This is a genomic window from Kitasatospora sp. NPDC038210, assembly GCF_055600605.1.
The window spans coordinates 365,203-391,533 of the sequence record NZ_JBVJYK010000003.1 but is presented as its reverse complement, the minus strand read 5'-3'; the positions used below and the strand labels follow the sequence as shown (position 1 = coordinate 391,533).

The window sequence follows — 26,331 nt, the reverse complement described above, 5'->3', positions numbered from 1 at the left end:
TCAGTCCACCTCCTCAACCGTCACCAGGTGACGGACCGTGTGGGCCATCCCGCGGATCTCGGGACGGTCCTCCTTCACCACGACGTCGTGCATGCGCTTGAGACCAAGCGAACGCAGGGTGTCACGGTGGTTCTGCTTGCTGCCGATGTACGACTTGGTCTGCGTGATCTTCAGGCGAGCCATCAGGCGCTCACCCCAGCAGCACGCGCCCGCAGCAGAGCGGCGGGGGCCACGTCCTCCAGCGGCAGGCCACGACGGGCGGCGATCTCCTCGGGGCGAACGAGGCCCTTCAGAGCCACCACGGTGGCGTGCACGATGTTGATCGCGTTGTCCGAGCCGAGCGACTTCGACAGGATGTCGTGGATGCCGGCGCACTCCAGGACGGCGCGCACCGGACCACCGGCGATAACACCGGTACCGGGGGCGGCGGGCTTCAGCAGCACGACGCCGGCGGCCTTCTCACCCTGGATGGGGTGCGGGATGGTGCCCTGGATACGGGGGACCTTGAAGAAGTTCTTCTTGGCCTCCTCAACACCCTTGGCGATGGCGGCCGGAACCTCCTTCGCCTTGCCGTAACCGACACCCACGGTGCCCTCGCCATCGCCCACCACGACGAGCGCGGTGAAGCTGAAGCGACGGCCACCCTTGACAACCTTGGCAACACGGTTGATCGCGACGACGCGCTCGACGTAAGCGGTCTTCTCGACAGCCGGGGCGTTGCCCTGACCGTCACGCTTACGGTCGCGCCGCTCGCCACCCGTGCCGCGACCGGCGCCGCCTTCGCGGCGCTGGGGTCCAGCCATTGGAATTACCTCTCTCGTTTACGTCCGTCGACAGAGTCGACGAGCGGCTTAGAAGTCGAGCCCGGCCTCGCGAGCCGCGTCCGCCAGGGCGGCGATGCGGCCGGCGTACCGGTTGCCCGCGCGGTCGAAGACGACCGACTCGATGCCGGCGGCCTTGGCGCGCTCGGCGACCAGGCTCCCGACCTTCTTGGCCAGCTCGGTCTTGTCGCCCTCGGCGCCCTTGATGGACACGTCGAGGGTGGACGCCGACGCCAGGGTGTGACCCTTGGCGTCGTCGATGACCTGGGCGACCATGTGACGGTTCGAGCGCGTCACGACGAGACGCGGACGCACCTCGGTGCCGACGACGCGCTTGCGAACGCGGATCGCGCGGCGCTTGCGAGCGGCGCTCTTGTAGGCGTTGCCCTTGCCGATCTTGACAGAGACGCTCATCGCTTACTTACCACTCTTTCCGACCTTGCGGCGGATGACCTCGCCCGCGTACTTGACGCCCTTGGCCTTGTACGGGTCGGGCTTGCGCAGCTTGCGGATCTTCGCGGCGACCTCGCCGACCTTCTGCTTGTCGATGCCGTCCACGTGGAACTTGGTGGGCGACTCGACGACGAAGGAGATGCCCTCCGGCGCGGGGACCAGGATCGGGTGGCTGTAGCCGAGCGAGAACTCCATGTCGGAGCCCTTCGCAGCGACTCGGTAACCAACACCGCTGATCTCCAGCGACTTGCGGTAGCCCGCGGTCACGCCGGTGATCATGTTCGCCACCAGCGTGCGGGTCAGGCCGTGGAGGGCCTTCGACATACGCTCGTCGTTGGGGCGGGTGACAGCCAGAGTGCCGTCCTCGCCCTTGCCGATCTCGATCGGCGCGGCGACGACGTGGGTGAGGGTACCCTTCGGGCCCTTCACCGAGACCGTCTGGCCATCGATGGTGACGTCCACGCCAGCGGGGACCTGGATGGGCAGCCGTCCAATGCGCGACATTGCTGTACCTCCGTTTCCCGAATTACCAGACGTAGGCGAGAACTTCTCCGCCTACGCCCTTCTTGGCGGCCTGCTTGTCGGTCAGGAGGCCGGAGGACGTGGAGATGATCGCCACGCCCAGGCCGCCGAGAACCTTCGGCAGGTTGGTGGACTTTGCGTAAACGCGCAGACCCGGCTTGCTGATGCGCTTGATGCCGGCGATGGAGCGCTCACGGTTGGGGCCGAACTTGAGCTCGATGGTCAGCTTCTTGCCGACCTCGCCCTCGGTGGGCTCCTCAACCTTGTAGGAGGAGATGTACCCCTCCTGCTGCAGGATCTCGGCGACGTGCGCCTTGATCTTGCTGGCCGGCATCGCCACGGAGTCGTGGTACGCCGAGTTCGCGTTACGCAGACGCGTGAGCATGTCTGCGATGGGGTCGGTCATGGTCATGATGGCCTCAGGCCTCTCTCGCCGTGGTTTCTCCGCGCCAGGTCCCCCTTCCGCACTCTCGCGAGTTCGGCAGGGGCACAAGCGCAGGGGACCTGCGACGTAGTAAGACTGGGTGCGAGCCCCGGAGAGGGGCCACGGACGTCCATGGGGAAGCCGTGGCAGGGGGCCCGACCCCACTACCTTACGGGAATCCGTACGGCAGGCCCAAAACGGGCCGGTGTGGGATCGGGCACCTCTGCGTCGCTGTGTGCCTAGGGCGCCTGGATTACCAGGAGCTCTTGGTCACGCCCGGCAGCTCGCCGCGGTGCGCCATCTCACGGAGGCAGACACGGCACAGGCCGAACTTGCGGTACACCGAGTGCGGACGGCCGCAGCGCTGGCACCGGGTGTAGGCCCGGACGCCGAACTTCGGCTTGCGCTCGGACTTCGCGATGAGGGACTTCTTCGCCATTGGCTCACGCCTCCTTGAACGGGAAGCCCAGAGCGCGCAGGAGCGCCCGGCCCTCGTCGTCGGTCTGAGCGGTGGTCACGACGGTGATGTCCATACCGCGCTGACGGTCGACCTTGTCCTGGTCGATCTCGTGGAACATAACCTGCTCGGTCAGACCGAAGGTGTAGTTGCCACGGCCGTCGAACTGCTTCGGGGAGAGGCCGCGGAAGTCGCGGATTCGCGGCAGGGCCAGCGAAACCAGACGGTCCAGGAACTCCCACATGCGGTCACCACGGAGGGTGACGTGCGTGCCGATCGGCTGGCCCTCGCGCAGCTTGAACTGCGCGATGGACTTGCGGGCCTTGGTGACGGCCGGCTTCTGACCGGTGATCGCGGTCAGGTCCTTGATGGCACCTTCGATCAGCTTGCTGTCGCGGGCAGCCTCGCCGACACCCATGTTGACCACGACCTTGACCAGGCCGGGGATCAGCATGACGTTCTCGTACTTGAACTGCTCGTGCAGCTGGCCCTTGATCTCGGAGTTGTAACGCTCCTTGAGGCGGGGGGCCACCTTCTCAACAGTCGTCTCAGACATCAGATGTCCTCACCGGTTCGCTTGGCAACGCGGATCTTGTTGCCCTCGTCGTCGAAGCGGTAGCCAACGCGGGTGACGACCTTCTTGCCGTCCTTCTCCACGACCAGCTGGACGTTGGAGACGTGAACCGGGGCCTCGACGGTGACGATGCCACCCTGGGTGCCCGGACCCGGCTTGGTGTGCTTCTTGACCCGGTTCACACCCTCGACCAGGACCTTGTTCTCAGCCGGCAGGGCCTGGATGACCTTGCCCTGCTTGCCCTTGTCCTTGCCGGTGATGACCTGAACCAGGTCACCCTTCTTGATCTTCATGCTGTTCGCCATGGGTCAGAGCACCTCCGGCGCCAGCGAGATGATCTTCATGAACTTCTTGTCGCGCAGCTCGCGGCCCACGGGGCCGAAGATGCGGGTACCACGGGGGTCACCCTCGGTGTTCTTCAGAACCACCGCAGCGTTCTCGTCGAAGCGGATGTACGAGCCATCCGGACGACGACGCTCCTTGACGGTGCGGACGACGACGCACTTGACGACGTCACCCTTCTTCACCGAGCCACCGGGGATCGCGTCCTTGACGGTCGCGACGATGACGTCCCCGATTCCGGCGTAGCGGCGACCGGAGCCACCGAGAACACGGATGCAAAGGATCTCCTTGGCACCAGTGTTGTCGGCAACACGCAGTCGCGACTCCTGCTGGATCACAGCTTTCTCCTGATCGTCAACGAGAGTCGACGGGCCGGCCGCTGCTCACACCGGCGTCCTGAACGGACCCGGTGCACATACGGCCGTACCTCATCGGCTTCGTTACTTGGCCTTCTCGAGGATCTCGACGACGCGCCAGCGCTTCGTCGCGGACAGCGGGCGGGTCTCCGCGAGGAGAACCCGGTCGCCCACGCCGCACGCGTTCTGCTCGTCGTGCGCCTTCAGCTTGTTCGTACGGCGGATGACCTTGCCGTACAGAGCGTGCTTGACGCGGTCCTCGACGGCGACGACGACGGTCTTGTCCATCTTGTCGCTGACGACGAGACCCTCACGGGTCTTGCGGAAACCGCGCGTCTCGTTGGTGTTCTCAGTCATCAGGCGTTCTCCACCGTCTCGATGCCCAGCTCGCGCTCGCGCATCAGGGTGTAGATCCGCGCGATGTCCTTCCGGACGAGCTTGAGCCGTCCGTGGTTGTCGAGCTGCCCGGTCGCCGCCTGGAAGCGGAGGTTGAACAGCTCCTCCTTGGCCTCGCGCAGCTTGGCAACGAGACCCTCGTTGTCCAGCGAGCGAAGCTCAGCAGCCTTGGTAGCGGCCGACATCAGCTCTCACCGTCCTCGCGCCGGACGATCCGGCACTTCATCGGCAGCTTGTGCGCGGCGCGGGTGAGCGCCTCGCGAGCAACCTTCTCGTTCGGGTACGACAGCTCGAACATGACCCGACCCGGGTGCACGTTCGCGATCCACCACTCCGGCGAACCCTTACCGGAACCCATGCGGGTCTCGGCCGGCTTCTTGGTGAGCGGGCGGTCCGGGTAGATGTTGATCCAGACCTTGCCGCCACGACGGATGTGACGGGTGATCGCGATACGAGCGGACTCGATCTGACGGTTCGTCACGTAGGCCGGGGTCACGGCCTGGATGCCGAACTGGCCGAACGCCAGCTCGGTGCCACCCTTGGCAGCGCCACGGCGCTTCGGGTGGTGCTGCTTGCGGTGCTTGACCCGACGGGGGATCAGCATTGGGGTCAGGCCTCCGTTCCGGTGTTCTCGGCAGCCGGAGCCTCCGCGACCGGGGCCGCGGGGGCCTCGGCAGCGGCGGGACGGCGGCCACGGCCACCGCGCTCGCCACCACGGCGCTCGCCACCGCGGGCGGGACGACCACCCTCGGGACGGGCCGGGCGGTTGCCCGAGCGGGCAGCGGCGTTCTCAGCGCGGACCTCGGCGATGTTCTTGACGTCGCCCTTGTAGATCCAGACCTTCACGCCGATGCGGCCGAAGGTGGTCTTGGCCTCGAAGAAGCCGTAGTCGACGTTCGCACGCAGGGTGTGCAGCGGCACGCGACCCTCGCGGTAGAACTCCGAACGGCTCATCTCGGCGCCGCCGAGACGACCGGAGCACTGGACCTTGATGCCCTTGGCGCCGGACTTCATGGTGCCCTGCATCGACTTGCGCATGGCACGGCGGAAGGAGACGCGGGAGGACAGCTGCTCCGCGACGCCCTGAGCCACGAGCTGGGCGTCCAGCTCGGGGTTCTTGACCTCAAGGATGTTCAGCTGGACCTGCTTGCCGGTCAGCTTCTCCAGGTCGCCGCGGATGCGGTCGGCCTCGGTGCCGCGGCGACCGATGACGATGCCGGGACGCGCGGTGTGGATGTCAACGCGGACGCGGTCGCGGGTGCGCTCGATCTCGACCTTGGAGATGCCGGCGCGCTCCATGCCCTTCGTCATCATGCGACGAATGGCAACGTCTTCCTTGACGTAGTCCTTGTACAGCTTGTCGGCGTACCAGCGGGACTTGAAGTCCGTGCTGATGCCGAGGCGGAACCCGTGCGGGTTAACCTTCTGGCCCATTACCGGGTCCCTTCCTTGCTGCTGACGACCACGGTGATGTGGCTGGTCCGCTTGCGGATCCGGTAGGCGCGGCCCTGGGCGCGCGGACGGAACCGCTTCAGGGTCGGGCCCTCGTCAACGTACGCCTCGGAGATGTAGAGGTCGTCCACGTTGGAGTGGTTGTAGTTGTGCGCGGCGTTGGCAATGGCGCTGTCGAGCACCTTGCCGACCGGCACGGTGGCTGCCTGCGGAGCGAAACGCAGGACGGCCTGGGCCTCCGTGGCATTCATGCCACGGATGAGGTCCACCACGCGGCGGGCCTTCATGGGCGTCACGCGGATGTACCGCGCCTGAGCCCTGGCTTCCATGGTTGTCCCCTTAATGGAGTAAGTCATTGAGTCGTTTTGGCGCGTCAAGCTCAGGCGCTTAGCGACGCTTCGACTTCCGGTCTTCCTTCACGTGACCACGGAAGGTGCGGGTCGGAGCGAACTCGCCGAGCTTGTGGCCGACCATCGACTCGGTGACGAACACCGGGACGTGCTTGCGGCCATCGTGGACCGCGATCGTGTGACCGAGCATGCTCGGCGAGATCACGGAACGACGGGACCAGGTCTTGATGACGTTCTGGGTACCCGCCTCGTTCTGAGCGTCCACCTTCTTGATGAGGTGGCCGTCGATGAAGGGGCCCTTCTTGAGACTGCGCGGCATCTGACCTGCTCCTAGCGCTTCTTGTTGGTCTTGCGGCGGCGCACGATGAGCTTGTCCGACGCCTTGTTCGGGCGACGGGTACGGCCCTCGGGCTTACCCCACGGCGAGACCGGGTGGCGACCACCGGAGGTCTTACCCTCACCACCACCGTGCGGGTGGTCGATCGGGTTCATGGCGACACCACGCACGGTCGGGCGGACGCCCTTCCAGCGCATACGGCCGGCCTTGCCCCAGTTGATGTTCGACTGCTCGGCGTTGCCGACCTCGCCGACGGTGGCGCGGCAGCGCGCGTCAACCAGGCGGATCTCACCGGAGGGCATGCGCAGGTGCGCCATCTTGCCCTCACGAGCCAGCAGCTGGATGCCCGAGCCGGCGGAGCGGGCCAGCTTGGCACCGCCACCGGGACGCAGCTCCACAGCGTGGATGGTGGTACCGACCGGGATGTTGCGCAGCGGCAGGTTGTTGCCCGGCTTGATGTCGGCGCCAGCGCCGTTCTCGATCCGGTCACCCTGCGCGATGCCGCGCGGCGCGATGATGTAGCGCTTCTCGCCGTCCGCGTAGTGCAGGAGCGCGATGCGCGCGGTGCGGTTCGGGTCGTACTCGATGTGCGCGACCTTGGCCGGCACGCCGTCCTTGTCGTGACGACGGAAGTCGATCACGCGGTAGGCGCGCTTGTGACCGCCACCCTGGTGGCGAGCAGTGACACGACCGGCGTTGTTACGGCCGCCCTTGCTGTGCAGGGGGCGAACCAGCGACTTCTCCGGCGTGGACCGCGTGATTTCTACGAAGTCGGCCACGCTGGAGCCACGACGGCCCGGCGTAGTCGGCTTGTACTTGCGGATGCCCATTTGGCTCTCTCGTCCTCGTCCTAATCGACGATCACGATCTCCCTATTCAGGAGACCGGACCACCGAAGATGTCGATGCGGTTGCCCTCGGCCAGCGTCACGATGGCGCGCTTGGTGTCCTTGCGCTTGCCAAAGCCCGTCTTGGACCGCTTGCGCTTGCCCTGACGGTTGATCGTGTTGACAGCCTCGACCTTGACCGAGAAGACCGCCTCGACGGCCTGCTTGATCTGGGTCTTGTTGGCGCCCGGCGACACGATGAACGTGTACTTGTTCTCGTCGAGAAGGCTGTAGCTCTTCTCGGAGATGACCGGCTTCACCAGGACGTCACGGGGGTCCGTGAACGTCTTGCTCGTAACGTCGCTCATCAGGCGGCGCTCCCTTCGAGCTCGCCCTCAGCGGCAACGGCCTTGGCGGACGCGACCGGACCGGCCACGAAACGCTCGAAGGCGGCCTGGGTGAAGACCACATCGTCGGAGACGAGCACGTCGTAGGTGTTCAGCTGACCGGCGTCCAGGATGTGGACGTGCGGCAGGTTGCGAGCGGACTTCAGGCCCAGCTCGTCCTCGCGCTCGACGACCAGGAGGACGTTCTTGCGCTCGGTGATCTTGCCGAACAGGCTCTTCGCGGCCTTGGTCGACGGCGCCTCGGTCGCGGTCACGCCGGTGACGACGTGAATGCGGTTGTGGCGGGCCCGGTCGGTGAGCGCACCGCGCAGGGCGGCGGCGATCATCTTCTTCGGGGTCCGCTGCGAGTAGTCGCGCGGCACGGGACCGTGCACGACGCCACCGCCGGCGAACTGCGGCGCACGGGTCGAGCCCTGACGGGCGCGGCCGGTGCCCTTCTGGCGGTACGGCTTCTTGCCGCCACCGCGGACCTCGCCGCGAGTCTTGGTCTTGTGGGTGCCCTGACGGGCCGCAGCGAGCTGCGCCACGACGACCTGGTGCATCAGCGGAACGCTGACCTTCGCGTCGAAGATCTCGGCCGGCAGCTCGACGCTGCCGGTCTTGTCGCCAGCCGGCGACAGGATGTCAATGGTGCTCATTTCCTCACAGCCCCTTCGCCGCGGTGCGGACGAGGACGAGGCCGCCGTTCGGGCCCGGGACGGCGCCCTTGATGAGCAGCAGACCCTTCTCCGCGTCGACCGCGTGCACGGTCAGGTTCTGGGTGGTCACACGCTCGTGGCCCATCCGACCAGCCATGCGCAGGCCCTTGAACACACGGCCCGGGGTGGCGCAGCCACCGATGGAACCGGGCGAACGGTGCTTGCGCTGGGTGCCGTGACCGGCGCCGAGACCCTTGAAGTTGTGACGCTTCATGACACCGGCGAAGCCCTTGCCCTTGGAGGTGCCGGTCACGTCGACCTTGACACCCGCCTCGAACAGCTCGGCGGTGATCTCCTGGCCCAGGGTGTACTCGGACGCGTCCGAGGTACGGATCTCGACCAGGTGGCGGCGCGGGGTGACACCGGCCTTGGCGAAGTGGCCCGCGAGGGGCTTGTTCACCTTGCGGGGGTCGATCTCGCCGAAGCCGAGCTGGACGGCGCTGTAGCCGGCCGGGCTGTCGGCGGTGTGGACCTGGGTCACGACATTGGGCCCAGCCTTGACGACGGTCACCGGGACGACCCGGTTGTTCTCGTCCCAGACCTGGGTCATGCCGAGCTTCTCGCCCAGGATGCCCTTAATCTGCTTAGCCATCTTCGGTGCGCCTCTCAGAGCTTGATCTCGATGTCGACGCCCGCCGGCAGGTCGAGACGCATGAGCGAGTCAACCGTCTTCGGCGTGGGGTCGAGGATGTCGATCAGACGCTTGTGAGTACGCATCTCGAAGTGCTCGCGCGAGTCCTTGTACTTGTGCGGCGAGCGGATGACGCAGTACACGTTCTTCTCAGTGGGCAGCGGCACCGGGCCTGCGACCTGCGCACCAGTACGGATCACCGTCTCGACGATCTTCTTCGCCGAGGAGTCGATGACCTCGTGGTCGTAGGCCTTGAGCCGGATGCGGATCTTCTGTCCCGCCATGGCTACTCAGTAGTCCTTTGTCCTTAGTCACTGCACGACTCCCCCTCCGACCCCCGCGCTCGGGCGTGTCGCCTTCGCGCTTGCAAAAAACCGGCGAAGTACTTCGTCGGTTTCGAACTTTCGGGGTGAGGGGTGCCGGGTCGAGGCCCCGCACACGCTTCCCGGAAGATTCCCGTACTTTCGCCCCGCAGCTGCCGTGGCGTAGAACTCACGCTTGACGGCCATCACGGGAACGACGAGTAGATGGGACTCGCTTCCGGTCCTCCCGGCGGGAGGCGCGCAGCATCGGCACTCAACCGAGCAACTTGGACATACTGCCACATGGAGCAGCCCGGATGCCAATCGGGGCCGGTGAGGCGTACCTCACCGGCCCCGACGGGGTGATCCCGCAGGTCAGTGCTGGGGCGGGCGCCCGCAGGTGGCGTCCACGTCCTTCGAGGTCGTGTTGGCGCACCACAGGTGGCCCTGGTCCGGACCGAAGGTGTACTCGGCCAGGTCCATGTTGACCGGGTTGCAGGCCTGCTTGCCCTTGTACGGCGAGTACTTGGGGCAGTCCCCGTTGTCGAGCTGCTGCAGGTGGGCGCGCAGCGCGTCCAGGCCCATGTCCTCGACGCCCGGGTTGGTGGACGGCATGAAGCGGTTCGCCGACCAGGAGCCGCCCATGGTGGCGAACAGGGCGAGCGCGCACACCAGGCCGGCCGCCAGCTGCGACATCACCCGCGGCGAGATCCGCGCGGCCCGGCTCGGGGCCACCTCGCGCAGCGTGTCGCGGACCCAGCCGAAGCCGCGCTCGTAGGTCAGCATCACGCCCATGACCGCCAGGATCATCAGGCAGTAGAGGATGATCCAGGTCGTCCGCGGGTACAGCTGGACGGCCTGGTTGTGCTCCATGTGGGAGGCGAACCAGAAGCGCAGCAGCCAGGCGCCGGCGAGGACGAAGCCCGCCGTGCGGACCACCATGTTGCGCAGGCCCAGGCCGACACCGATGCCCACGGCGACCAGCAGCAGGATGCCGAAGCCGGTCTGCCCGGCGATGTCACCGTTGCCCGGCCAGTTGTGGTAGGTCAGGTCGCCGGTGCGGTCCGACGCCCAGCCCATGACGTACGCCGGGTCGATGTAGGTGTTGATGTAGGCGTACCGGTCCATCGTGGAGGCGCCCAGGCGGGCCAGCTGGTACAGCAGCGGGGCGCCGATCACGCCGGCGGTGACCAGCATGGTCGCCAGGAAGACCAGCGCGCGCTTGAGGGCCGTCCGGCCGCGGCGCCACGGGAAGAGCATCAGCACGAGGATGAACGAGCCCGGCGCCGCCCAGAGGTACCAGCCCGAGTACCAGAGGAACATCACGCCGAACGCGGCACCGAAGCCGAGGCCGCGCAGCACCGCGGAGCGGGTCGAGAGTTCGCCGGCCCGGCGGATCTCCCGGAAGCAGGCCGCCAGCAGCGGCAGCAGCACCAGCATGGAGCCGTGGCTGTACGGACGGATCGGGTCGAGGAAGACGATCGACGTCGGCACCGCGACCGCCATCGCCCAGAACGGGCGCAGCAGCATCCGCCAGGAGAGGTAGGCCATCGGCCCGACCAGCGCGCTGAGGATCAGCTGCAGGTCCTTGAGCGCGTGGCCCACGCCGGCGATGCCGTTGTGGAAGAACTTGGCCCAGACCGCGAGCAGGGCGGGGAACAGCGGGGGGTACACCCCGGGCAGGCCCTGGCCGCGCAGCATGTCGTTGGCCATGCCCATGAGGTTGCCGGGGTCGCCCTCCTGGCCGCCGAGGCCCCAGGGGGTGCCGTGCAGGGCGACCACGATGCCGCCGGCCACGACGCCGGTCCCCAGGCCCGCGACGGCGGCGCACGCCAGTCGCTGGGCGACCCGGTAGTAGCGCAGCGTCCCGCGGTAGGCGAGCAGCAGCAGCACCGCGAGGACGGGGATGCCGAGCAGGGCGGCGTACTGCTGGATCTTGGCGAGGCCGCTGACCTGGCCGATCCGGGTGGTCGGATTGACGCTGATGTGGGTGCACAGCAGCATGAAGCCCACCGCGACGCCGACGCTGACCACGGCCTCGGCCAACGGGAGGAACCAGCGCTTCTCGGTCCACCGTGAGAAGCGGTCGGCCCGGCGACCGCTCGGCGATCCGTCGGAGGACGCCGTGGTCGCCTCGTCGTCGGGTGCGTTGGCACGGCCGCCGACGACGTCCGGGGCCAAATCCGTCATGTCTCTTCGCTTCCGTGAAGCGGCACACTGCCGCGGGTCGGACCGACTCGCCGGATGCGGGCGAGCTCTGCGGGCGGCGGCCGGGCGCCCGATCGGCACAGGTCGGCCGAAACTCCTGAAGTGCTGTGGGCGTCCGGCGGATCGATCATCGCCCTCGGCGGTGCCGGGCCCGGGCCGGGACTCATGGTAATCGCACCGCGAAGAGCGTGTCATGGCGTGCCGCCGGGCCGTCACGGGCCCCTTCCCGCCCCGGGGGGAGCGGGACCCCGGCGGATAGGGTGAGCTGCGCTCAGTCCTCGTCCGCCCATGACCACCGGCCCGGAGTCCCCCGCCCATGTCGCACACCGCACGCAAGAGATCGGTTCTGACGGCCAGTCCGCCCCTGGCCGAGGCCCTCGGACGGAAGAACGGCTTCGGCCTCCTGCGGCTCGTCCTCGCCCTCGCCGTGATCTTCGCCCACGCGATGCCGCTCGGGCTCGGCAAGCCCGACCTCGGGCTGCTGGAGAGCCGCGGTCAGACCAACGTCGGCGCGATCGCGGTGAGCGGCTTCTTCGTGCTCTCCGGGCTGCTGATCACCCGCAGCGGCATGCGGCTGAGCCCGGCCCGCTTCCTGTGGAACCGGGCGATCCGCATCCTCCCCGGGCTCTGGGCCTGCCTGCTGCTGACGGCGTTCGTGGTCGCCCCGGTCGTCGCGTACCACCAGGGCCGGCTGGCCGGCTTCTGGTCGCACCCGCAGGGCCCGCTGGCGTACCTGGAGGCCAACTGGTCGATCGGAGTGAACCAGTGGGGGATCTCCGGACTGCTCGACCACGTGCCGCACCCCACCGCCTTCAACGGCTCGGTGTGGTCGCTGGCGTACGAGGTGCTCTGCTACCTGCTGGTGGTCTCGCTGGCCGCGGTCGGCGTGCTGCGGCGGGCGCGCTGGGCGGTCGCCCTGATGGTCCTCGGGCTGTACGGCTACCTGGTCCACCTGGCGTCCGGCTTCCACCTGCTGCGGGCCCCCGAGTACGCGCCGACCGGCCTCACCGGCTGGCAGCTGCCGTTCCTCGGCCCGATCAGCCTGGACATGTTCATCCCGCTGACCTTCATGTTCGGCCTCGGCGCGCTCGCCGAGCTGTACAAGAAGCGCCTGCCGATCAACGACCCGGCCGGCGTGCTGGCCGCGGTGGTCTTCCTCGGCACCGCGCGGTTCGGCGGCTTCACCCTGTTCGGCCTGCCCGCCTTCGCCTACCTGCTGATCTGGCTCGCCTGCCGGATGCCCGGCCCGCTGACCAAGGTCGGCACCAAGGTCGACCTGTCGTACGGGGTCTACATCTACGCGTTCCCGATCCAGCAGTGCCTCGCACTCTGGGGCGTCGAGAAGCACGGCTACTGGGCCTACACTGCGGCCTCGGTGGCGCTCTCGGTCACCGCGGCGTTCTGCTCCTGGCACGCCGTGGAGAAGCCCGCGCTGAAGCTGAAGGACCTGGGCCTGCGCAAGCCGCCGCGGCAGGAGCAGCCGCCGGCCGCCGAGCCGGCCCGGCACCTGTCGCAGGTCTCGACCTGATCCGGCCCCGGAACGGATCCGGGCCCGGTACGCGCACTGCGTACCGGGCCCGGTCCGTTCGGTCCGCCGGGGACCGCCGGGAGCTAGCCGGAGACCTTCTCGTCGAAGCGCTCCTGGTTGAGCCGCGCGCCCTCGGTGATGGCGACGGTGCGGGCCATGTCGGTGAGCTTCTTCTCCAGGGAGCGGAAGCGCAGGTAGGTGTTGAGCGCCAGGAAGGCCAGCGCCAGGACCATCAGGTACAGCACCAGGTCGGTGCCGCGGCCGACGCCGAGCCGGTTCGCGACCCAGGTGACGTCGTTCGGGCGCAGCACCGCGTAGATGTTCGCGAGCACGAACAGCACGAAGGCGATGCGCTTCCAGGCCCTGGTGTTGGTCCGGTCCCAGCGCCGGATGAAGATGAGCGCCGCGGTGCCGGCGCCCAGCACCAGCACCAGTTGGATCCAGAAGTACTTCATCGCCGGCCACGCTCCCGGAGCGAGATGTCGAAGAGGATGTTGACGCCGTTGATCAGGGACTGGCCCTTGGCGCGTGAGTAGTCGGTGTAGAGGATGTCCACGGGGACCTCCACCACACGCAGCGAGGACTTCGCCAGCAGGCCGACGATCTCCGAGGCGTGGGCCATCCCGTTCATGGTGATCCGCAGCTGGGAGGCCGCCTCGCGGTTGATCACGCGCAGCCCGTTGTGCGAGTCGGTGAGCTTCAGCTTGCGGGCGGTCGGGCTGACCGCGGCCGCCGTGCGGAGCACCACGCGCTTGATCATCGGGACCTGCTCGGACTGCTCGATGAAGCGGGAGCCGAGGACGACGTCCGCGGTCCCGTCGCGCAGCACGGCGACCATCTTCTCGACGTCGTGCGTCTGGTGCTGGCCGTCGGCGTCGAAGGTGGCGAAGTACTGGGCGCCGGGCTGCTGCAGTGCGTAGGAGAGCCCGGTCTGCAGGGCGGCGCCCTGGCCGAGGTTGACCGGGTGCCGCACCAGGTGGGCACCGGTGGTCATGATGTGCTCGGCCGAGCCGTCGGTGCTCCCGTCGTCGACCACGACGATGTTCGGGAACGTCTTGCGGGCGTTCTCCACCACATCGGCGATCACCTGGCCTTCGTTGTAGGCGGGGATCACCAGCCAGACGTCGTCGTATTGGGACATGGTCGCTTCCTGGGCGCTGGGACGGGATTGCTGGAGGGATCTCACGGGTCAGGCCCGGCGGCCGGCCACATGGCTCAGCATCGCCCCGACACCCCGCAGGCCCGCCTTGCGGCCGGCCGCGGGGATCATGCTGAGCGCGTGCAGCCGCGAGGAGACGAAACGGCGGGAGATGGTGGCCGCCCGGTGCCAGCCGTGGCCGTCCAGCCGGTCCGCGGTCTCCCGGAAGAAGCGGCGGGCCTCCTCGAAGCGCTTGCCCGTGAAGGCGGTGACCGAGGACTCGCTGACGGCGTGCCGCCGGTAGCTGAAGCACACCTCGGGCACGACCGCCAGGGAGACGTCCGCGAGGAGCAGGTCGACGATGATCGCGAGGTCCTGGATGACGCCCAGGTCCGCGCGGAAGCTCGTCGCCTGCATGTCCTTGGTGCGCCAGCACACGGACGGGAAGTACAGCCAGTCGCCGCGCATCAGGCTCATCGCGAGCGGTTCGCCGGACATCAGCAGCGGGCCCGGGTCCTTCGGCGCGTACAGCCGGCGCTTGACGGTGTCGGCGAGGCTGCCGACCGGGTTCCCGTCGGCGCCGATGACCAGCACGCCGGGCTGGACCATGCCCGCCTCCGGGAAGCGCTCCAGCGCGTCCCGGACCACCTTCAGGTAGTTGGGGTGCATCAGGTCGTCGCAGCCCATGAGCACGAGGTAGTCGTACTCGGCGAGCTGGACGCAGCGGTTGAAGTTGCCGCTGACGCCGAGGTTGCTCTCGTTGCGCAGGTACCGGACCCGCGGGTCCGCGAGGGACTCGAACCAGCCGGGGACGTCCGGCTCCTTGCCGTCGTCGACGACCGTGAGGCGCCAGTCGTCGCCGTCCTGGGCCAGCACGCTGCGGACCGCGTCCTGCATCAGCCGGACGTCGCCGTAGTACGGCATCAGGATCTCGAAACGGGACATCGGGTACCTAGACCTTGCCAATGAGCTCGGGCCGGCGGGCGGCGGCGCGGGTGGCGGGCTCGATCGCCTTCACGTTGGCCGGCATGCGGCGGATGAGGGCGAGCAGCAGCACCAGGCCGGCCCGGGCCAGGTAGATCGTCGCCTTGATCGGGGAGGCGGAGGGCGTGCCGGTGGTCCGCTCGCGCATCGCGACCGGGACCTGGCGGATGACGAAGCCGCAGCGGGCGGCGCCCACCATGCTCTCGATGGTGTCGCCCAGGTACTCGACCGGGTACCAGTGCGAGAAGAACTCGATCATCGGCTTGTTGCAGGCCTTGAAGCCCGAGGTGGTGTCGGTGAGCCGGGTCTTGGCGACCCGCGACAGCACCACCGAGAGCAGCTTCATCGCCCAGGAGCGCGGGCCGCGCACCTTGTACGAGCCCTCGCCGGCGAAGCGGGCGCCGATGACCAGGTCGGCCTCGTCGCGGAGCTTCTCCAGCAGCGCGGGCACGTAGGCCGGGTCGTGCTGGCCGTCGGCGTCGCACTGGATGGCGACGTCGTAGTCGTGCAGGTGCGCGTAGCGGTAGCCGAAGCGCATGGCGCCGCCGACACCGAGGTTGTACGGCAGCTGCGCGACCCGGGAGCCGCAGGCGGCGGCGACGGCGGCGGTGCTGTCCGTCGAGCCGTCGTCGACGACCAGGGTGTCCACGCCGGGGAGCTTCTGCTGGATCTCGCGGAGGATCTTCGGCAGGCCCTCGGCCTCGTTCCAGGCGGGGAGGATGATCAGTACCCGCTTGCCGTCGATCATGCCTTCACCTCGGGGTCGTTCACGTCGCTGCCCGAGCGGGCAATCGGGAAGTCGTGGTGCTCGGCGAGGTGGGCGCGCATCATCGCGACGTCCTCGGCCAGCGTGCGGGTCTCGGCCTCCAGTCGGCTGGTCTCCCAGCTGAGGTGCACGCAGACCAGCAGGACCAGCACGAAGCCGGCGAACAGCACGAGGCTGACGCCCGAGGCGACCCCGAGCCGCCGTGCGGTCGAGTCCAGCAGCCGCGGGAAGAAGCCCAGCGGGGCGATCACCACGCCGATGGCGAGCCAGAGGGCCGCGTACTTCTCCCGGAGCTGCTGGCGGCGCAGCAGCTCCAGGATCCACACGAGCACCAGCACGCCGGTGATCGAAGTCAGCACACTCAGCTGCACGATGGGTCTCGCCTTTCACGCGTCGGTGAGGCATGGGGGTGAATGGGGCACATGCTAGGGGCTCCGGTACCGCGGGACGGCCGCGGGGGGAGCGCTGACGACATCGTGATCAGCTCGCGGAGACCGCGTCGGGAGAGACCGTGACCTGCGCGGTGTCCGTACCGGCGCCGCGCACGCTACCGTCGCCGCGCAGCGCCAGCAACATGACCACGAGCACCACCAGCGGACCGACGGTGTACGCGGCCTCGACCCTGGTCGCCGGGGCGCCCGGCAGGCAGGTGATCAGCAGCAGCGCGGCGGTGCCGAGCACCCACCCGAGCAGCTGCCGGCGGTGGTGGCCGCGGGCGATGACGGCCTGGCCGACCACCGTGGCGAGCAGGTAGGCGAGCGTGCCGACCGAGAGCCAGAGGAAGTCCACCGGGCCCAGAGCATGCCGGTCCGCGTTGAACGCGACGTGAATCATCCATGGCCCCAGGACCACGGCGGGCACCCCGCCGAGGACCCCGAGGGCCGTCACGATGCCGCAGGTCTTGGTGAGGAGCTTGCGGAAGCCGACCCGGTCGCCGGTCGACGCGGCCGTCGACAGCCCCGACATCAGCGAGGCCTGCAGCGCGCCGAAGACGAACAGCGGGACCCGGCTGAGCACCATCGCGCCGGTGATCGCGCCGACCAGGACGGCCTGCGAGGGCGCCAGCACCTTGATGCTGAGTACCGCCGCGTTGGCGACGAACTGCGCCAGCAGGAAGGAGACGGTCAGCAGGCCCAGGCCGCTGCACAGCTCCCGCCAGCCGATGGCCGGACCGGGAAGGGCGATCCGCAGCGTCCGCGGCAGGCTGACGAGCATGGCCAGCACCGGGGAGACGGCCAGGACCAGGCTGTACGCGAGCGCCGAGTGCACACCGGCCACCAGCAGGCCGACCGAGAGGGCGATCCGCAGGACGCCGTCCAGGCCGAGCTGGAGGCCGTACGCACCGAAGTGTCCGAGACCGGCCAGCACTCCGCGGGTCAGGTAGCAGGCGGCCGGGCCGACGAAGGCGGCGGCCAGGGCCACCACCAGGCTCCGGTCGCCGTGGAAGAAGGTGTCCGCGAGCGGGCGGGAGAACGCCCCCAGCGCGGCGAGCACCACCAGCAGCAGCCCGCCGGTCAGCACGGTCGCCTTGCGCAGCACCGGGGCCGCGCCCTCGCCCCGGGCGGCGCGGGCGGCGATGACCCGGGTCAGCTCCTGCTCGACCGGGAAGAACAGTCCGAGGGCGAACGCCATGGCGATCGTCCACAGGACGTTGACGTCGGCGATCGCCTGGCGGTCGAGCGCGTGCCCGGCCACCCCGAGGTGCACGTACGAGGCGCCCCCGAGGGTGACCGTCCCGACGCCGACCGCCAGCAGTCCCGGCGGCAGCGCGCGCGTCAGTCGGCCGAGCACGCCGCTCACCGCTCCGCCGCGGTGCGCAGCGCCCGGAAGGCCGGGCGCTCCAGGGCGTCGGCCAGCATGGCCCGCCACTCGGGCAGCGGCGCCAGCCCGGCGGCGGCCCAGCGGTCGTGGCCCAGCACGCTGAAGGCGGGGCGGACGGCCGGGCGGACGAACGCCTCCGAGGTGGTCGGCCGGATCCGCTCCGGGTCGAGCCCGCTCAGCGCGTAGGTCTCGCGGGCCAGCCCGAACCAGGTGGTCCGGCCGCTCGCGGTGCCGTGGTACACCCCGGCCGGGGCCCATCCGCCGAGCGCGGCCCGGCCGAGCTCGACCAGGCGGACGGCGAGCGCGTACGACCAGGTGGGCTGGCCGTGCTGGTCGTCGACCACGTCCAGGGTGTCCCGCTGGGCGGCCAGCTTGAGCATGGTGGCCACGAAGTTCGGGCCGTGCTCGCCGTACAGCCAGGCGGTGCGCACGACGTAGCCGCGCTCGGGGAGCAGCTCGGCGACGGCCTGCTCCCCCACCAGCTTGCTGCGGCCGTAGGCGTTGACCGGTGCGGTCGGGGCGTCCTCCGGGCAGGGCTCGGTGGCGTCGCCCGGCAGGACGTAGTCGGTGGAGACGTGCAGCAGCCGGGCGCCGGTCTTGGCGCAGGCCGCGGCGAGGTGGCGCACGCCGGTGCCGTTGACGGCGGTGGCGGCCTCCTCCTCGGTCTCCGCACCGTCGACGTCCGTCCACGCGGCGCAGTTGACCACGATGTCGTGGCCCTCGACGGCGGCCAGTACGGCTGCCGCGTCGGTGATGTCGAGGTCCGCCCGGCGCAGCGCGGTGATCTCGGCGGTCGGGTCGGCGGCCAGCACCGACAGCAGGTCCTGCCCGAGCATCCCGGCCGCGCCGGTGACCAGCCAGCGGACCCGGCCGGTGGCGTTCGCGGTCACTTCGCCAGGGCCGCCTTCTGCTTCAGCGGCTCCCACCAGGCGCGGTTCTCGCGGTACCAGGCGATGGTCGCGGCGAGGCCGTCCGGGAAGGACACCTGCGGCTCGTAGCCGAGCTCCTCGCGGATCTTGCTGATGTCCAGGGAGTAGCGCAGGTCGTGGCCCTTGCGGTCCTCGACGTACTCGACCATGTCCCAGCCGGCGCCCGCGGCCTCCAGCAGCAGGCCGGTCAGCTCCTTGTTGGTGACCTCGGTGCCGCCGCCGATGTTGTAGACCTCACCGGCCCGGCCGCCGCGCATGACCAGCTCGATGCCGCGGCAGTGGTCCGCCACGTGCAGCCAGTCGCGGATGTTGCCACCGTTGCCGTACAGCGGCACCTTCTTGCCGTCGATCAGGTTGGTGGTGAACAGCGGGATGACCTTCTCCGGGAACTGGTAGTGCCCGTAGTTGTTGGAGCAGCGGGTCACCACGACGTCCATGCCGTGGGTGCGGTGGTACGCCAGCGCCAGCAGGTCGGAGCCGGCCTTGGAGGCCGAGTAGGGGGAGTTCGGGGCCAGCGGCCAGGTCTCGGTCCAGGAGCCCTCGCTGATCGAGCCGTAGACCTCGTCGGTGGAGACGTGGACGAAGCGGCCGACGCCGTGCTTGCGGGCGGCGTCCAGCAGGACCTGGGTGCCGAGCACGTTGGTGACGACGAACGGGCCCGCGCCGGCGATCGAGCGGTCCACGTGCGACTCGGCGGCGAAGTGCACCACCACGTCGTGGCCCGGCATGACCTGGTCGACGGCGTCCGCGTCGCAGATGTCGCCCTGGACGAAGGTGTAGCCCTGGTGGTCGGCCACCGGGGCCAGGTTCTCCAGGACGCCCGAGTAGGTGAGCTTGTCAAAGACGGTGATCCGGGCGCTCTCGTCCGCTCCGAGGAGCTGACGGACGAACTCCGAACCGATGAATCCGGCGCCGCCGGTCACGAGGATGCGCATAATGCGCGTAGTCTACCGTCGCCGATCGGCCCCCTCGAACGGCCCAGGACAGGGCCCGTCCGGCTCTCACTTAAGCTGCTCGCATGCGTGGAATCCTCCTGGCCGGCGGGACCGGCTCGCGCCTGTGGCCACTCACCCGGGCGGTCTCGAAGCAGCTGCTCCCGGTCTTCGACAAGCCGATGATCTACTACCCGCTGTCCACCCTGGTGATGGCGGGCATCAGCGAGATCCTGATCATCACCACCCCGGCCGACCGCGAGCAGTTCGAACGCCTGCTGGGCGACGGCTCGCAGCTCGGCCTCAAGCTGGAGTACGCCGTCCAGGAGAAGCCCGAGGGCATCGCCCAGGCCTTCGTGCTCGGCGCGGACTTCATCGGCGACGAGTCCGTCGCCCTCATCCTCGGCGACAACATCTTCCACGGCAGCGGCCTCGGCACCCGGCTCGCCGAGCACACCGACGCCCCCGGCGGCCGGGTCTTCGCCTACCCGGTGGCCGACCCGACCGCGTACGGCGTGGTCGAGTTCGACGAGCACGGCCAGGCGATCTCCATCGAGGAGAAGCCCGAGAAGCCGAAGTCCCGCTACGCCGTCCCCGGTCTCTACTTCTACGACAACCAGGTCGTGGAGATCGCCCGCGGCCTGAAGCCCAGCGCGCGCGGCGAGCTGGAGATCACCGCGGTCAACGACGCCTACCTGCGCAAGGGTGAGCTGAACGTCACGATCCTGGACCGCGGCACCGCCTGGCTGGACACCGGCACCTTCGTCTCGATGGTGCAGGCCTCGGAGTTCGTCCGGGTCATCGAGGAGCGCCAGGGCTTCAAGATCGGCTGCATCGAGGAGGCCGTCTGGCGGGCCGGCCTGATCAGCTCCGAGCAGCTGCGCGAGCTCGCCGAGCCGCTGCTGAAGAGCGGTTACGGACAGTACCTGCTGGCCCTGCTGGACGAGGAGAACGCCCGGTGAAGTTCCGCGAACTGAGCATCGAGGGCCTGATCGAGATCACCCCTCAGCTGCACGGCGACCCGCGCGGCATGTTCACCGAGTGGTACCGCTTCGACCGCCTCGCCGAGGTCGTCGGCCACCCGCTGCGGCTGGCCCAGGCCAACCTGTCGGTCTCCTCGCGCGGCGTGGTGCGCGGCATCCACTTCGCCGACGTGCCGCCCGGCCAGGCCAAGTACGTGACCTGCGTGCGCGGCGCCGTGCTCGACGTCATCGTGGACCTGCGGGTCGGCTCGCCGACCTTCGGCCGCTGGGAGGGCGTGCGGCTCGACGACGTGGAGCGCCGCGCGGTCTACATCCCGGAGGGCCTCGGTCACGGCTTCTGCGCGCTGACCGACGACGCCACGCTCTCGTACCTCTGCTCCGAGACGTACAACCCGACCGGCGAGCACTCGGTCCACCCGCTCGACCCCGACCTGGGCATCGAGTGGCCGGCCGAGGAGCCGCTGCTGTCGGCCCGGGACGAGGCCGCGCCGTCGCTGGCGGAGGCGATCTCCTCCGGCCTGCTGCCGACGTACGAGACCTGCAAGGCGTTCACCGAGAGCCTGCGCACCCAGCAGGACTGAGGTCACGCGAGGAAGGACGAAGGCCCGGCCGGATCACTCCGGCCGGGCCTTCGTCCTTCCGTCACTTGTCCCGGAACACCCAGTACTTGTAGCCGAAGTAGTTCACGACCGAGAGGATCACCAGCGCGAGCGCGCGGGCCAGCAGGTAGAAGAGGCCCAGCTTCACGAAGCCGCCGACCAGCAGCACGGTGCCGACCCAGTTGCCGCCCGCCATCACCATGTAGCGGGCGGTCTGCTTGCCGACCGGCGAGGAGCTCTCGAAGGCCCAGATCCGGTTCAGCACGAAGTTCGTCGTGAAGCCGGCCAGCACGGCGACGAGGGTGGACACCGCCAGCGGCAGGCCGAGCACGCCGTGCAGGAGGTACAACAGGCCCATGTCGACCGTGGTGCTGGTGACGCCGGCGGCCAGGAACCGCACCGCGCTATGGCCCAGAAGTCCGGCGATCCGGCCCTTCGCGGTGGATCCGGACACTTCCGAGGGCGATTCCAGTTGAGTCACGGGGGAATCGTAAGTGCAACGCCGGGCGGGCACACAGCCGCCCGGTCCGGCCGAAATCGGCCACCCGTTATCTTGGTCGCGTGTCCTCATACCCCCCCGCCGTGACCTCCCCTCCCCCGGCCGCCGCGAGCAGGGCCGGCGACAGCTCCGGCCGACCGGGCCGCCTGCTGTTCCGGCGGACCTGGTGGACCGCGTTCATCGGGTTCTTCCTCGTCTGCGCGGGCTGGGCGCTCGCCTCGCCGTACGACGCGAGCCCGGACGAGCGGGAGCACATCGTCCGCGCGGTCGGGGTGGCCCGGGGCGAGTTCGCGCCCAAGCCCGAGGCGGCGGGCGGCGGCACCGGCGCCTTCCAGCACGTGCCGGCCTCGATCGTCCGGGACAACTGCTGGTGGTTCGACCCCACCAAGTCGGTGGCCTGCGCCAAGGCGCCCGGCGGCGCGGACCAGCAGATCGAGCGGGTGGGCACCCGGGCCGGCCGGTACAACCCGGTCTACTACGCGCTCGTCGGCTGGCCGATGGCCCTCTGGCCGAACTGGCTGGGCCTCACCCTGGCCCGGCTGGTCAGCGCCGCCCTGGTGTCGGCGCTGCTCGCCTCCGCCGCGCACAGCCTGGTCGCCTGGACCAGGCACCGGATCGCGGCGGCCGGGCTGCTGGTCGCGGTGACCCCGATCACCGCGCACCTGGCGGGCTCGATCAACCCCAACGGCATCGAGATCGCGGCCGGCGTGGCCCTGGTCGCGGCCCTCATCCCGACCATGCTGGACCCGGAGCAGCCGCTGCGGCGCGCGGCCATGGTGCAGATCGCGATCGCCGGCTCGGTGCTCATGACGGTCCGCGCGCTCGGTCCGCTCTGGTGCGCGGCGGTCCTCGGGATCATGCTGATCCCGGCCAAGCGGGAGCGGGTGAAGGAGCTGCTGCGCTTCCGGCCCGCCTGGTGGGCGGCCGGGACGCTGTTCGCCACCGGCGCCGCGGGGGCGCTGTGGACCGTGGTCATGAAGGCCTCGGAGATGATGCCCGTCCAGGTGCCGCCCGGCATCACGGTGCCCAAGGCGATCCGGCACGAGGTGATCGTGCGCTGGCCCGACTACTTCACCGAGGTGATCGGCGTCCCGTCGTGGCTCGACACGCACCTGCCCGGCACCGCCTACTACCTCTGGTACCTGGCCATCGGCTGCCTGGTGCTGCCCGCGCTCGCCTTCGGCGCGTGGAGCGACCGCTGGCGGGTGCTCGCCTTCTTCCTCGCCCCGTTCGCGGTGATCACGCTCTCGGACGCGATAGCGGCGCACAAGGTCGGCTTCGCCGGCCAGGGCCGGTACATGCTGCCGGTCGCCGTCGGGGTCCCGCTGGTCGCGGCCTTCGTCCTCGGACGGCGGGACGTGCTCGACGGGGCCCGGTCGGCCTCGCTGGTCCGGATGATCGCGCTGCTGGTGCTGCCGCTGCAGCTGGCCTTCCTCGGGTACACCATGATCCGCTGGCAGGCGGGCCTCGGCACCTCGGTGGACTACACCCCGCTCAACCCGCTGGCCGGCACCTGGCACCCGCCGGCGGGTTCGGCCACCGCGCTGCTGACCGCCGTGGCCGGCTGCGCGGCGCTCGGGTACTGGGCGTGGACGAGCACCGGCGGCCGCGCCGGGCGGCAGGAGCCGACCGCCGCGGTCAGCGCTTCCTGAAGACCCACAGTTTGAGGAGGACGAACCGGGCCACGGTGGCGAGACCGTTCGCCACCACGAGCCCGGTCACCTCCACCACCCGGGAGGCGTGCGGCACCGCCGCGTCGAGCAGCGCGAGGACACCGCTGCTGAGGCCGAGGCCGATCAGGAACGCGACCGCGCCCTGGAGCTGGTGGCGCACCGCGCCGTCCGAGCCGGTGATGCCGAAGGTGAAGCGGCGGTTGGCCGCGGTGTTGGCCACCGCGCTGACGGCCAGCGCGACCAGGTTGGCCACCTGCGACGAGGCGACCAGCCGCAGGGCGACGAACAGCGCCAGGTAGAACAGGGTGCTCAGCACCCCGATGACCAGGAACGACGGCAGCTGCCGACGGACCGCCGGCGGCTCGGCACGCGGCCCGTCGCGGTGGTCGGGCCCGTCGCGGTGGTCGTGCCCGTCGTGGTCGTTCGGCCCGTCGTGCTCGCCCCGGTCGGCGGAGAGGATCTCGTTCACTCGCCCGTACCGTACCGGTCCGGCTCCTCGGCCGAGTCGTAGCCGATGAAGTAGGCGGGCCGCGCCTGGACCGCGGAGTAGATCCGGCCGACGTACTCGCCGAGCAGTCCGACGCAGACCAGCTGGACGGCGCCGATGAACAGCATCCCTATGAAGAGCGAGGACCAGCCGGGCACGGTGGAGCCGACCGCGTACGCGACCGTGGTGTAGAGCGCCAGCGCGATGCAGACCAGGAAGCTGAACAGCCCGAGCCAGGTGGCGAGCCGCAGCGGGGCCGCGGAGAAGTTGGTGATGCTGTCCAGCGCCAGTCGGACCATCTTGGACAGCGGGTAGTGGGTGCTGCCCGCGACCCGCTCCTCGCGCACGTAGACCACCTCGCCGCTGGGGAAGCCCAGCCACGGCACCAGCAGCCGGTAGACCGGCTGGTGCTCGGGCATCGCCTTCAGCGCGTTCACCGCGGCCCGGCTGAGCAGCCGGAAGTCGCCGGCCTGGTTGGGCATCCGCTTGCCGACCAGCTTGCGCATCAGCCAGTAGTACGCCCCGGCGGTGCGCCGCTTGAAGGAGGTGTCGGTGCCGCGGTCACCGCGGACGCCGTAGACGATGTCGAGGCTCTCCTCGCGGGCGAGCTCCAGCATCTCCGGGATCTTCTCCGGCGGGTCCTGCAGGTCGGCGTCGATGGAGACGACGTAGTCGCCGAAGGCGCGGTGGAGGCCGGCGGTGAGGGCGGCCTGGTGCCCGGAGTTGCGGGCGAAGCGGACGATGCGGAACTCCGGCCAGTCCTGGTGGATCTTCTGCATCAGCACCGGCGTCGCGTCGGTGCTGCCGTCGTCGACGCCGACCACCTCGTAGGCCACGTCGAGCCCGTCGAGGATCGGCCGCAGCCGCTCGACGGTCAGCGGGAGCGCCTCCTGCTCGTTGTAGATCGGCATCACGACCGACAACAGCGGTGCCGTTGACATGCGTTGGATCCCACTTTCCGCGACGGCGGGGCTGGTTGGTGGCCCGACCATAACAGTCTGCGATGAGCGGCCGGTGAAAGGAGGCGCGCTCCGGTGAGCGCCCCGTGAGACGCCGAAGGGCCCCGCGCACCGTGCGGTGCGCGGGGCCCTTCGGACTCAGCCTGTACGGGGCAGGCAGGTCAGATCGTCAATTACTTGAGGATCTTGGTGACCTGGCCGGCGCCGACGGTGCGGCCACCCTCACGGATGGCGAACTTCAGGCCCTCCTCCATGGCGATCGGCTGGATCAGCTGAACCGTCATGGCGGTGTTGTCGCCCGGCATGACCATCTCGGTGCCCTCGGGGAGGGTCACGACGCCGGTCACGTCCGTGGTACGGAAGTAGAACTGCGGGCGGTAGTTGTTGAAGAACGGGGTGTGGCGGCCACCCTCGTCCTTCGACAGGATGTAGGACTGGGCCTCGAACTCGGTGTGCGGGGTGACCGAACCGGGCTTGATGATGACCTGGCCGCGCTCGACGTCCTCGCGCTTGATGCCGCGGAGCAGCAGACCGACGTTCTCACCGGCCTGGCCCTCGTCGAGCAGCTTGCGGAACATCTCGATGCCGGTGACCGTGGTGGTGGTCTTGGTCTCCTTGATGCCGATGATGTCGACAGTCTCGTTGACCTTGAGGATACCGCGCTCGATACGACCGGTGACGACGGTGCCACGACCGGTGATCGTGAAGACGTCCTCGATCGGCATCAGGAACGGCTGGTCCACGGCGCGGGCCGGGGTCGGGATGCTCTCGTCGACAGCCTTCATCAGGCCGAGGAGCTTCTGGCCCCACTCGGCGTCGCCCTCAAGCGCCTTCAGCGCCGAGACGCGGACGACCGGCAGGTCGTCGCCCGGGAACTCGTACTCGCTGAGGAGCTCACGGACCTCAAGCTCGACGAGCTCCAGGATCTCCTCGTCGTCCACCATGTCGGCCTTGTTCAGGGCGACGACGATGTACGGAACGCCGACCTGGCGGGCCAGGAGGACGTGCTCCTTGGTCTGCGGCATCGGGCCGTCGGTGGCGGCGACCACCAGGATGGCGCCGTCCATCTGGGCGGCACCGGTGATCATGTTCTTGATGTAGTCAGCGTGACCCGGGCAGTCGACGTGCGCGTAGTGACGGTCCTCGGTCTGGTACTCGACGTGCGCGATCGAGATGGTGATACCGCGCTGACGCTCCTCCGGGGCCTTGTCGATCTGGTCGAACGGCGTGAAGGGGTTCAGGTCCGGGTACGCGTCGTGCAGCACCTTGGTGATGGCCGCAGTCAGCGTGGTCTTGCCGTGGTCGATGTGACCGATGGTGCCGATGTTGACGTGGGGCTTCGTCCGCTCGAACTTCGCCTTCGCCACTGAGTCCTCCTGAGGACAGTTCCTGTACGCCGTGCTGACGTCAGTTGGTCTTGATCGGGCTTGGTCCGTGGTGCAAGCACCTCGTACCGTCCCGCGGGTGGGGGCCGGAG

Annotated in this window: 37 protein-coding genes; 4 read left to right on the top strand and 33 right to left on the bottom strand. The window is 69.2% G+C overall.

Annotated features, from left to right (window positions below):
• The 21 genes from rpmD to ACZ7KX_RS08185 form a co-directional block, all read right to left on the bottom strand.
• Positions 1–183, bottom strand: a complete 183-nt coding sequence (gene rpmD, locus ACZ7KX_RS08285) for a 50S ribosomal protein L30 (protein ID WP_030055835.1) — start codon at positions 181–183, stop codon at positions 1–3.
• Entirely contained in the window at positions 183–803 is a 621-nt protein-coding gene (rpsE, locus tag ACZ7KX_RS08280; RefSeq protein ID WP_316523510.1) for a 30S ribosomal protein S5, read from the bottom strand. Before rpsE ends, rpmD begins: the two co-directional genes overlap by 1 nt.
• 48 nt (positions 804–851) lie before the next feature.
• Entirely contained in the window at positions 852–1,235 is a 384-nt protein-coding gene (gene rplR / locus ACZ7KX_RS08275) for a 50S ribosomal protein L18 (protein ID WP_030280785.1), read from the bottom strand.
• A gap of 3 nt (positions 1,236–1,238) precedes the next feature.
• Positions 1,239–1,778 (bottom strand): 50S ribosomal protein L6, encoded by a 540-nt coding sequence (rplF, locus tag ACZ7KX_RS08270; protein WP_350519914.1) that lies wholly within the window; start codon positions 1,776–1,778, stop codon positions 1,239–1,241.
• A gap of 22 nt (positions 1,779–1,800) precedes the next feature.
• Positions 1,801–2,208 carry a 30S ribosomal protein S8 gene (gene rpsH, locus ACZ7KX_RS08265; protein WP_033213994.1) on the bottom strand — a complete coding sequence of 136 codons (408 nt, stop codon included), beginning with the start codon at positions 2,206–2,208 and terminating at the stop codon, positions 1,801–1,803.
• Between the two features lie 265 nt (positions 2,209–2,473).
• Positions 2,474–2,659 carry a type Z 30S ribosomal protein S14 gene (locus ACZ7KX_RS08260; protein WP_030055830.1) on the bottom strand — a complete coding sequence of 62 codons (186 nt, stop codon included), beginning with the start codon at positions 2,657–2,659 and terminating at the stop codon, positions 2,474–2,476.
• A gap of 4 nt (positions 2,660–2,663) precedes the next feature.
• Positions 2,664–3,233 carry a 50S ribosomal protein L5 gene (gene rplE / locus ACZ7KX_RS08255; protein ID WP_350519913.1) on the bottom strand — a complete coding sequence of 190 codons (570 nt, stop codon included), beginning with the start codon at positions 3,231–3,233 and terminating at the stop codon, positions 2,664–2,666.
• Positions 3,233–3,544 carry a 50S ribosomal protein L24 gene (rplX, locus tag ACZ7KX_RS08250; RefSeq protein WP_100892787.1) on the bottom strand — a complete coding sequence of 104 codons (312 nt, stop codon included), beginning with the start codon at positions 3,542–3,544 and terminating at the stop codon, positions 3,233–3,235. Before rplX ends, rplE begins: the two co-directional genes overlap by 1 nt.
• 15 nt (positions 3,545–3,559) lie before the next feature.
• Complete coding sequence (rplN, locus tag ACZ7KX_RS08245) at positions 3,560–3,931, bottom strand: 50S ribosomal protein L14 (protein ID WP_030232481.1); 372 nt, start codon at positions 3,929–3,931, stop codon at positions 3,560–3,562.
• Positions 3,932–4,033: 102 nt separating this feature from the next.
• Positions 4,034–4,306, bottom strand: coding sequence for a 30S ribosomal protein S17 (gene rpsQ, locus ACZ7KX_RS08240; RefSeq protein ID WP_030280777.1), 273 nt, complete (start codon positions 4,304–4,306; stop codon positions 4,034–4,036).
• The gene (rpmC, locus tag ACZ7KX_RS08235; RefSeq protein WP_030232478.1) at positions 4,306–4,530 is read right to left on the bottom strand and encodes a 50S ribosomal protein L29; all 225 of its coding nucleotides are present in this window, start codon (positions 4,528–4,530) and stop codon (positions 4,306–4,308) included. Before rpmC ends, rpsQ begins: the two co-directional genes overlap by 1 nt.
• Positions 4,530–4,949 (bottom strand): 50S ribosomal protein L16, encoded by a 420-nt coding sequence (gene rplP / locus ACZ7KX_RS08230; RefSeq protein ID WP_030232476.1) that lies wholly within the window; start codon positions 4,947–4,949, stop codon positions 4,530–4,532. Before rplP ends, rpmC begins: the two co-directional genes overlap by 1 nt.
• A gap of 5 nt (positions 4,950–4,954) precedes the next feature.
• On the bottom strand, positions 4,955–5,779 hold the full coding sequence (rpsC, locus tag ACZ7KX_RS08225) for a 30S ribosomal protein S3 (RefSeq protein ID WP_030055823.1): 825 nt from the start codon (positions 5,777–5,779) through the stop codon (positions 4,955–4,957).
• The gene (gene rplV, locus ACZ7KX_RS08220; protein WP_030280773.1) at positions 5,779–6,126 is read right to left on the bottom strand and encodes a 50S ribosomal protein L22; all 348 of its coding nucleotides are present in this window, start codon (positions 6,124–6,126) and stop codon (positions 5,779–5,781) included. The genes rpsC and rplV overlap by 1 nt, the downstream gene beginning before the upstream one ends.
• Positions 6,127–6,184: 58 nt before the next feature.
• Positions 6,185–6,466, bottom strand: coding sequence for a 30S ribosomal protein S19 (gene rpsS, locus ACZ7KX_RS08215; protein ID WP_030280772.1), 282 nt, complete (start codon positions 6,464–6,466; stop codon positions 6,185–6,187).
• 11 nt (positions 6,467–6,477) lie between these two features.
• Positions 6,478–7,314 (bottom strand): 50S ribosomal protein L2, encoded by an 837-nt coding sequence (gene rplB / locus ACZ7KX_RS08210; RefSeq protein WP_030232466.1) that lies wholly within the window; start codon positions 7,312–7,314, stop codon positions 6,478–6,480.
• A 46-nt stretch (positions 7,315–7,360) separates the two neighbouring features.
• Positions 7,361–7,678, bottom strand: coding sequence for a 50S ribosomal protein L23 (rplW, locus tag ACZ7KX_RS08205; RefSeq protein ID WP_030280768.1), 318 nt, complete (start codon positions 7,676–7,678; stop codon positions 7,361–7,363).
• Positions 7,678–8,355 (bottom strand): 50S ribosomal protein L4, encoded by a 678-nt coding sequence (rplD, locus tag ACZ7KX_RS08200; protein ID WP_350519912.1) that lies wholly within the window; start codon positions 8,353–8,355, stop codon positions 7,678–7,680. Before rplD ends, rplW begins: the two co-directional genes overlap by 1 nt.
• A 4-nt stretch (positions 8,356–8,359) precedes the next feature.
• Positions 8,360–9,007 (bottom strand): 50S ribosomal protein L3, encoded by a 648-nt coding sequence (gene rplC, locus ACZ7KX_RS08195; protein ID WP_207810335.1) that lies wholly within the window; start codon positions 9,005–9,007, stop codon positions 8,360–8,362.
• A gap of 14 nt (positions 9,008–9,021) precedes the next feature.
• Positions 9,022–9,330: a 30S ribosomal protein S10 gene (gene rpsJ, locus ACZ7KX_RS08190; protein ID WP_012785157.1), complete on the bottom strand. Its 309-nt coding sequence runs from the start codon at positions 9,328–9,330 to the stop codon at positions 9,022–9,024.
• A gap of 393 nt (positions 9,331–9,723) precedes the next feature.
• Positions 9,724–11,538: a hypothetical protein gene (locus ACZ7KX_RS08185; RefSeq protein ID WP_470325817.1), complete on the bottom strand. Its 1,815-nt coding sequence runs from the start codon at positions 11,536–11,538 to the stop codon at positions 9,724–9,726.
• A 334-nt stretch (positions 11,539–11,872) separates the two neighbouring features.
• On the opposite strand from ACZ7KX_RS08185, the gene ACZ7KX_RS08180 reads away from it, so the two are divergent.
• Positions 11,873–13,084 carry an acyltransferase family protein gene (locus ACZ7KX_RS08180; protein ID WP_470325816.1) on the top strand — a complete coding sequence of 404 codons (1,212 nt, stop codon included), beginning with the start codon at positions 11,873–11,875 and terminating at the stop codon, positions 13,082–13,084.
• A gap of 83 nt (positions 13,085–13,167) precedes the next feature.
• On the opposite strand, the gene ACZ7KX_RS08175 is transcribed toward ACZ7KX_RS08180, so the two are convergent.
• From ACZ7KX_RS08175 to rfbB, 8 genes are all read right to left on the bottom strand, one after another.
• Entirely contained in the window at positions 13,168–13,539 is a 372-nt protein-coding gene (locus tag ACZ7KX_RS08175; RefSeq protein ID WP_470325815.1) for a DUF2304 family protein, read from the bottom strand.
• The gene (locus ACZ7KX_RS08170; protein WP_350519908.1) at positions 13,536–14,225 is read right to left on the bottom strand and encodes a glycosyltransferase family 2 protein; all 690 of its coding nucleotides are present in this window, start codon (positions 14,223–14,225) and stop codon (positions 13,536–13,538) included. Before ACZ7KX_RS08170 ends, ACZ7KX_RS08175 begins: the two co-directional genes overlap by 4 nt.
• 48 nt (positions 14,226–14,273) lie before the next feature.
• Positions 14,274–15,167 (bottom strand): glycosyltransferase family 2 protein, encoded by an 894-nt coding sequence (locus tag ACZ7KX_RS08165; RefSeq protein WP_350519907.1) that lies wholly within the window; start codon positions 15,165–15,167, stop codon positions 14,274–14,276.
• 7 nt (positions 15,168–15,174) lie between these two features.
• Entirely contained in the window at positions 15,175–15,954 is a 780-nt protein-coding gene (locus ACZ7KX_RS08160; protein WP_350519906.1) for a glycosyltransferase family 2 protein, read from the bottom strand.
• Positions 15,951–16,331, bottom strand: a complete 381-nt coding sequence (locus ACZ7KX_RS08155) for a DUF2304 domain-containing protein (RefSeq protein ID WP_350519905.1) — start codon at positions 16,329–16,331, stop codon at positions 15,951–15,953. Before ACZ7KX_RS08155 ends, ACZ7KX_RS08160 begins: the two co-directional genes overlap by 4 nt.
• Positions 16,332–16,452: 121 nt before the next feature.
• On the bottom strand, positions 16,453–17,772 hold the full coding sequence (locus tag ACZ7KX_RS08150) for a hypothetical protein (RefSeq protein ID WP_396549179.1): 1,320 nt from the start codon (positions 17,770–17,772) through the stop codon (positions 16,453–16,455).
• The gene (rfbD, locus tag ACZ7KX_RS08145; RefSeq protein WP_470325814.1) at positions 17,769–18,683 is read right to left on the bottom strand and encodes a dTDP-4-dehydrorhamnose reductase; all 915 of its coding nucleotides are present in this window, start codon (positions 18,681–18,683) and stop codon (positions 17,769–17,771) included. The genes ACZ7KX_RS08150 and rfbD overlap by 4 nt, the downstream gene beginning before the upstream one ends.
• Positions 18,680–19,657, bottom strand: a complete 978-nt coding sequence (rfbB, locus tag ACZ7KX_RS08140; RefSeq protein ID WP_350519902.1) for a dTDP-glucose 4,6-dehydratase — start codon at positions 19,655–19,657, stop codon at positions 18,680–18,682. Before rfbB ends, rfbD begins: the two co-directional genes overlap by 4 nt.
• A gap of 83 nt (positions 19,658–19,740) precedes the next feature.
• Between rfbB and rfbA the strand changes: the two genes are divergently transcribed.
• A complete protein-coding gene (gene rfbA, locus ACZ7KX_RS08135; RefSeq protein ID WP_350519901.1) occupies positions 19,741–20,616 on the top strand; it encodes a glucose-1-phosphate thymidylyltransferase RfbA in 876 nt (291 codons plus the stop codon).
• The gene (gene rfbC / locus ACZ7KX_RS08130) at positions 20,613–21,218 is read left to right on the top strand and encodes a dTDP-4-dehydrorhamnose 3,5-epimerase (RefSeq protein ID WP_396549174.1); all 606 of its coding nucleotides are present in this window, start codon (positions 20,613–20,615) and stop codon (positions 21,216–21,218) included. Before rfbA ends, rfbC begins: the two co-directional genes overlap by 4 nt.
• Before the next feature lie 61 nt (positions 21,219–21,279).
• On the opposite strand, the gene ACZ7KX_RS08125 is transcribed toward rfbC, so the two are convergent.
• Entirely contained in the window at positions 21,280–21,717 is a 438-nt protein-coding gene (locus ACZ7KX_RS08125) for a GtrA family protein (RefSeq protein ID WP_350519899.1), read from the bottom strand.
• 101 nt (positions 21,718–21,818) lie between these two features.
• On the opposite strand from ACZ7KX_RS08125, the gene ACZ7KX_RS08120 reads away from it, so the two are divergent.
• A complete protein-coding gene (locus ACZ7KX_RS08120) occupies positions 21,819–23,387 on the top strand; it encodes a DUF2142 domain-containing protein (protein WP_470325813.1) in 1,569 nt (522 codons plus the stop codon).
• Here the strand turns inward: ACZ7KX_RS08120 and ACZ7KX_RS08115 are convergent.
• The 3 genes from ACZ7KX_RS08115 to tuf all read right to left on the bottom strand — a co-directional run bounded on the left by ACZ7KX_RS08115 (position 23,374) and on the right by tuf (position 26,221).
• Positions 23,374–23,877, bottom strand: a complete 504-nt coding sequence (locus ACZ7KX_RS08115) for a GtrA family protein (protein WP_470325812.1) — start codon at positions 23,875–23,877, stop codon at positions 23,374–23,376. The two genes, ACZ7KX_RS08120 and ACZ7KX_RS08115, sit on opposite strands and share 14 nt — an antisense overlap.
• Positions 23,874–24,836, bottom strand: coding sequence for a glycosyltransferase family 2 protein (locus tag ACZ7KX_RS08110; RefSeq protein WP_350519896.1), 963 nt, complete (start codon positions 24,834–24,836; stop codon positions 23,874–23,876). Before ACZ7KX_RS08110 ends, ACZ7KX_RS08115 begins: the two co-directional genes overlap by 4 nt.
• Positions 24,837–25,027: 191 nt before the next feature.
• Entirely contained in the window at positions 25,028–26,221 is a 1,194-nt protein-coding gene (gene tuf / locus ACZ7KX_RS08105) for an elongation factor Tu (RefSeq protein ID WP_470325811.1), read from the bottom strand.
• Positions 26,222–26,331 lie beyond the last annotated feature (110 nt).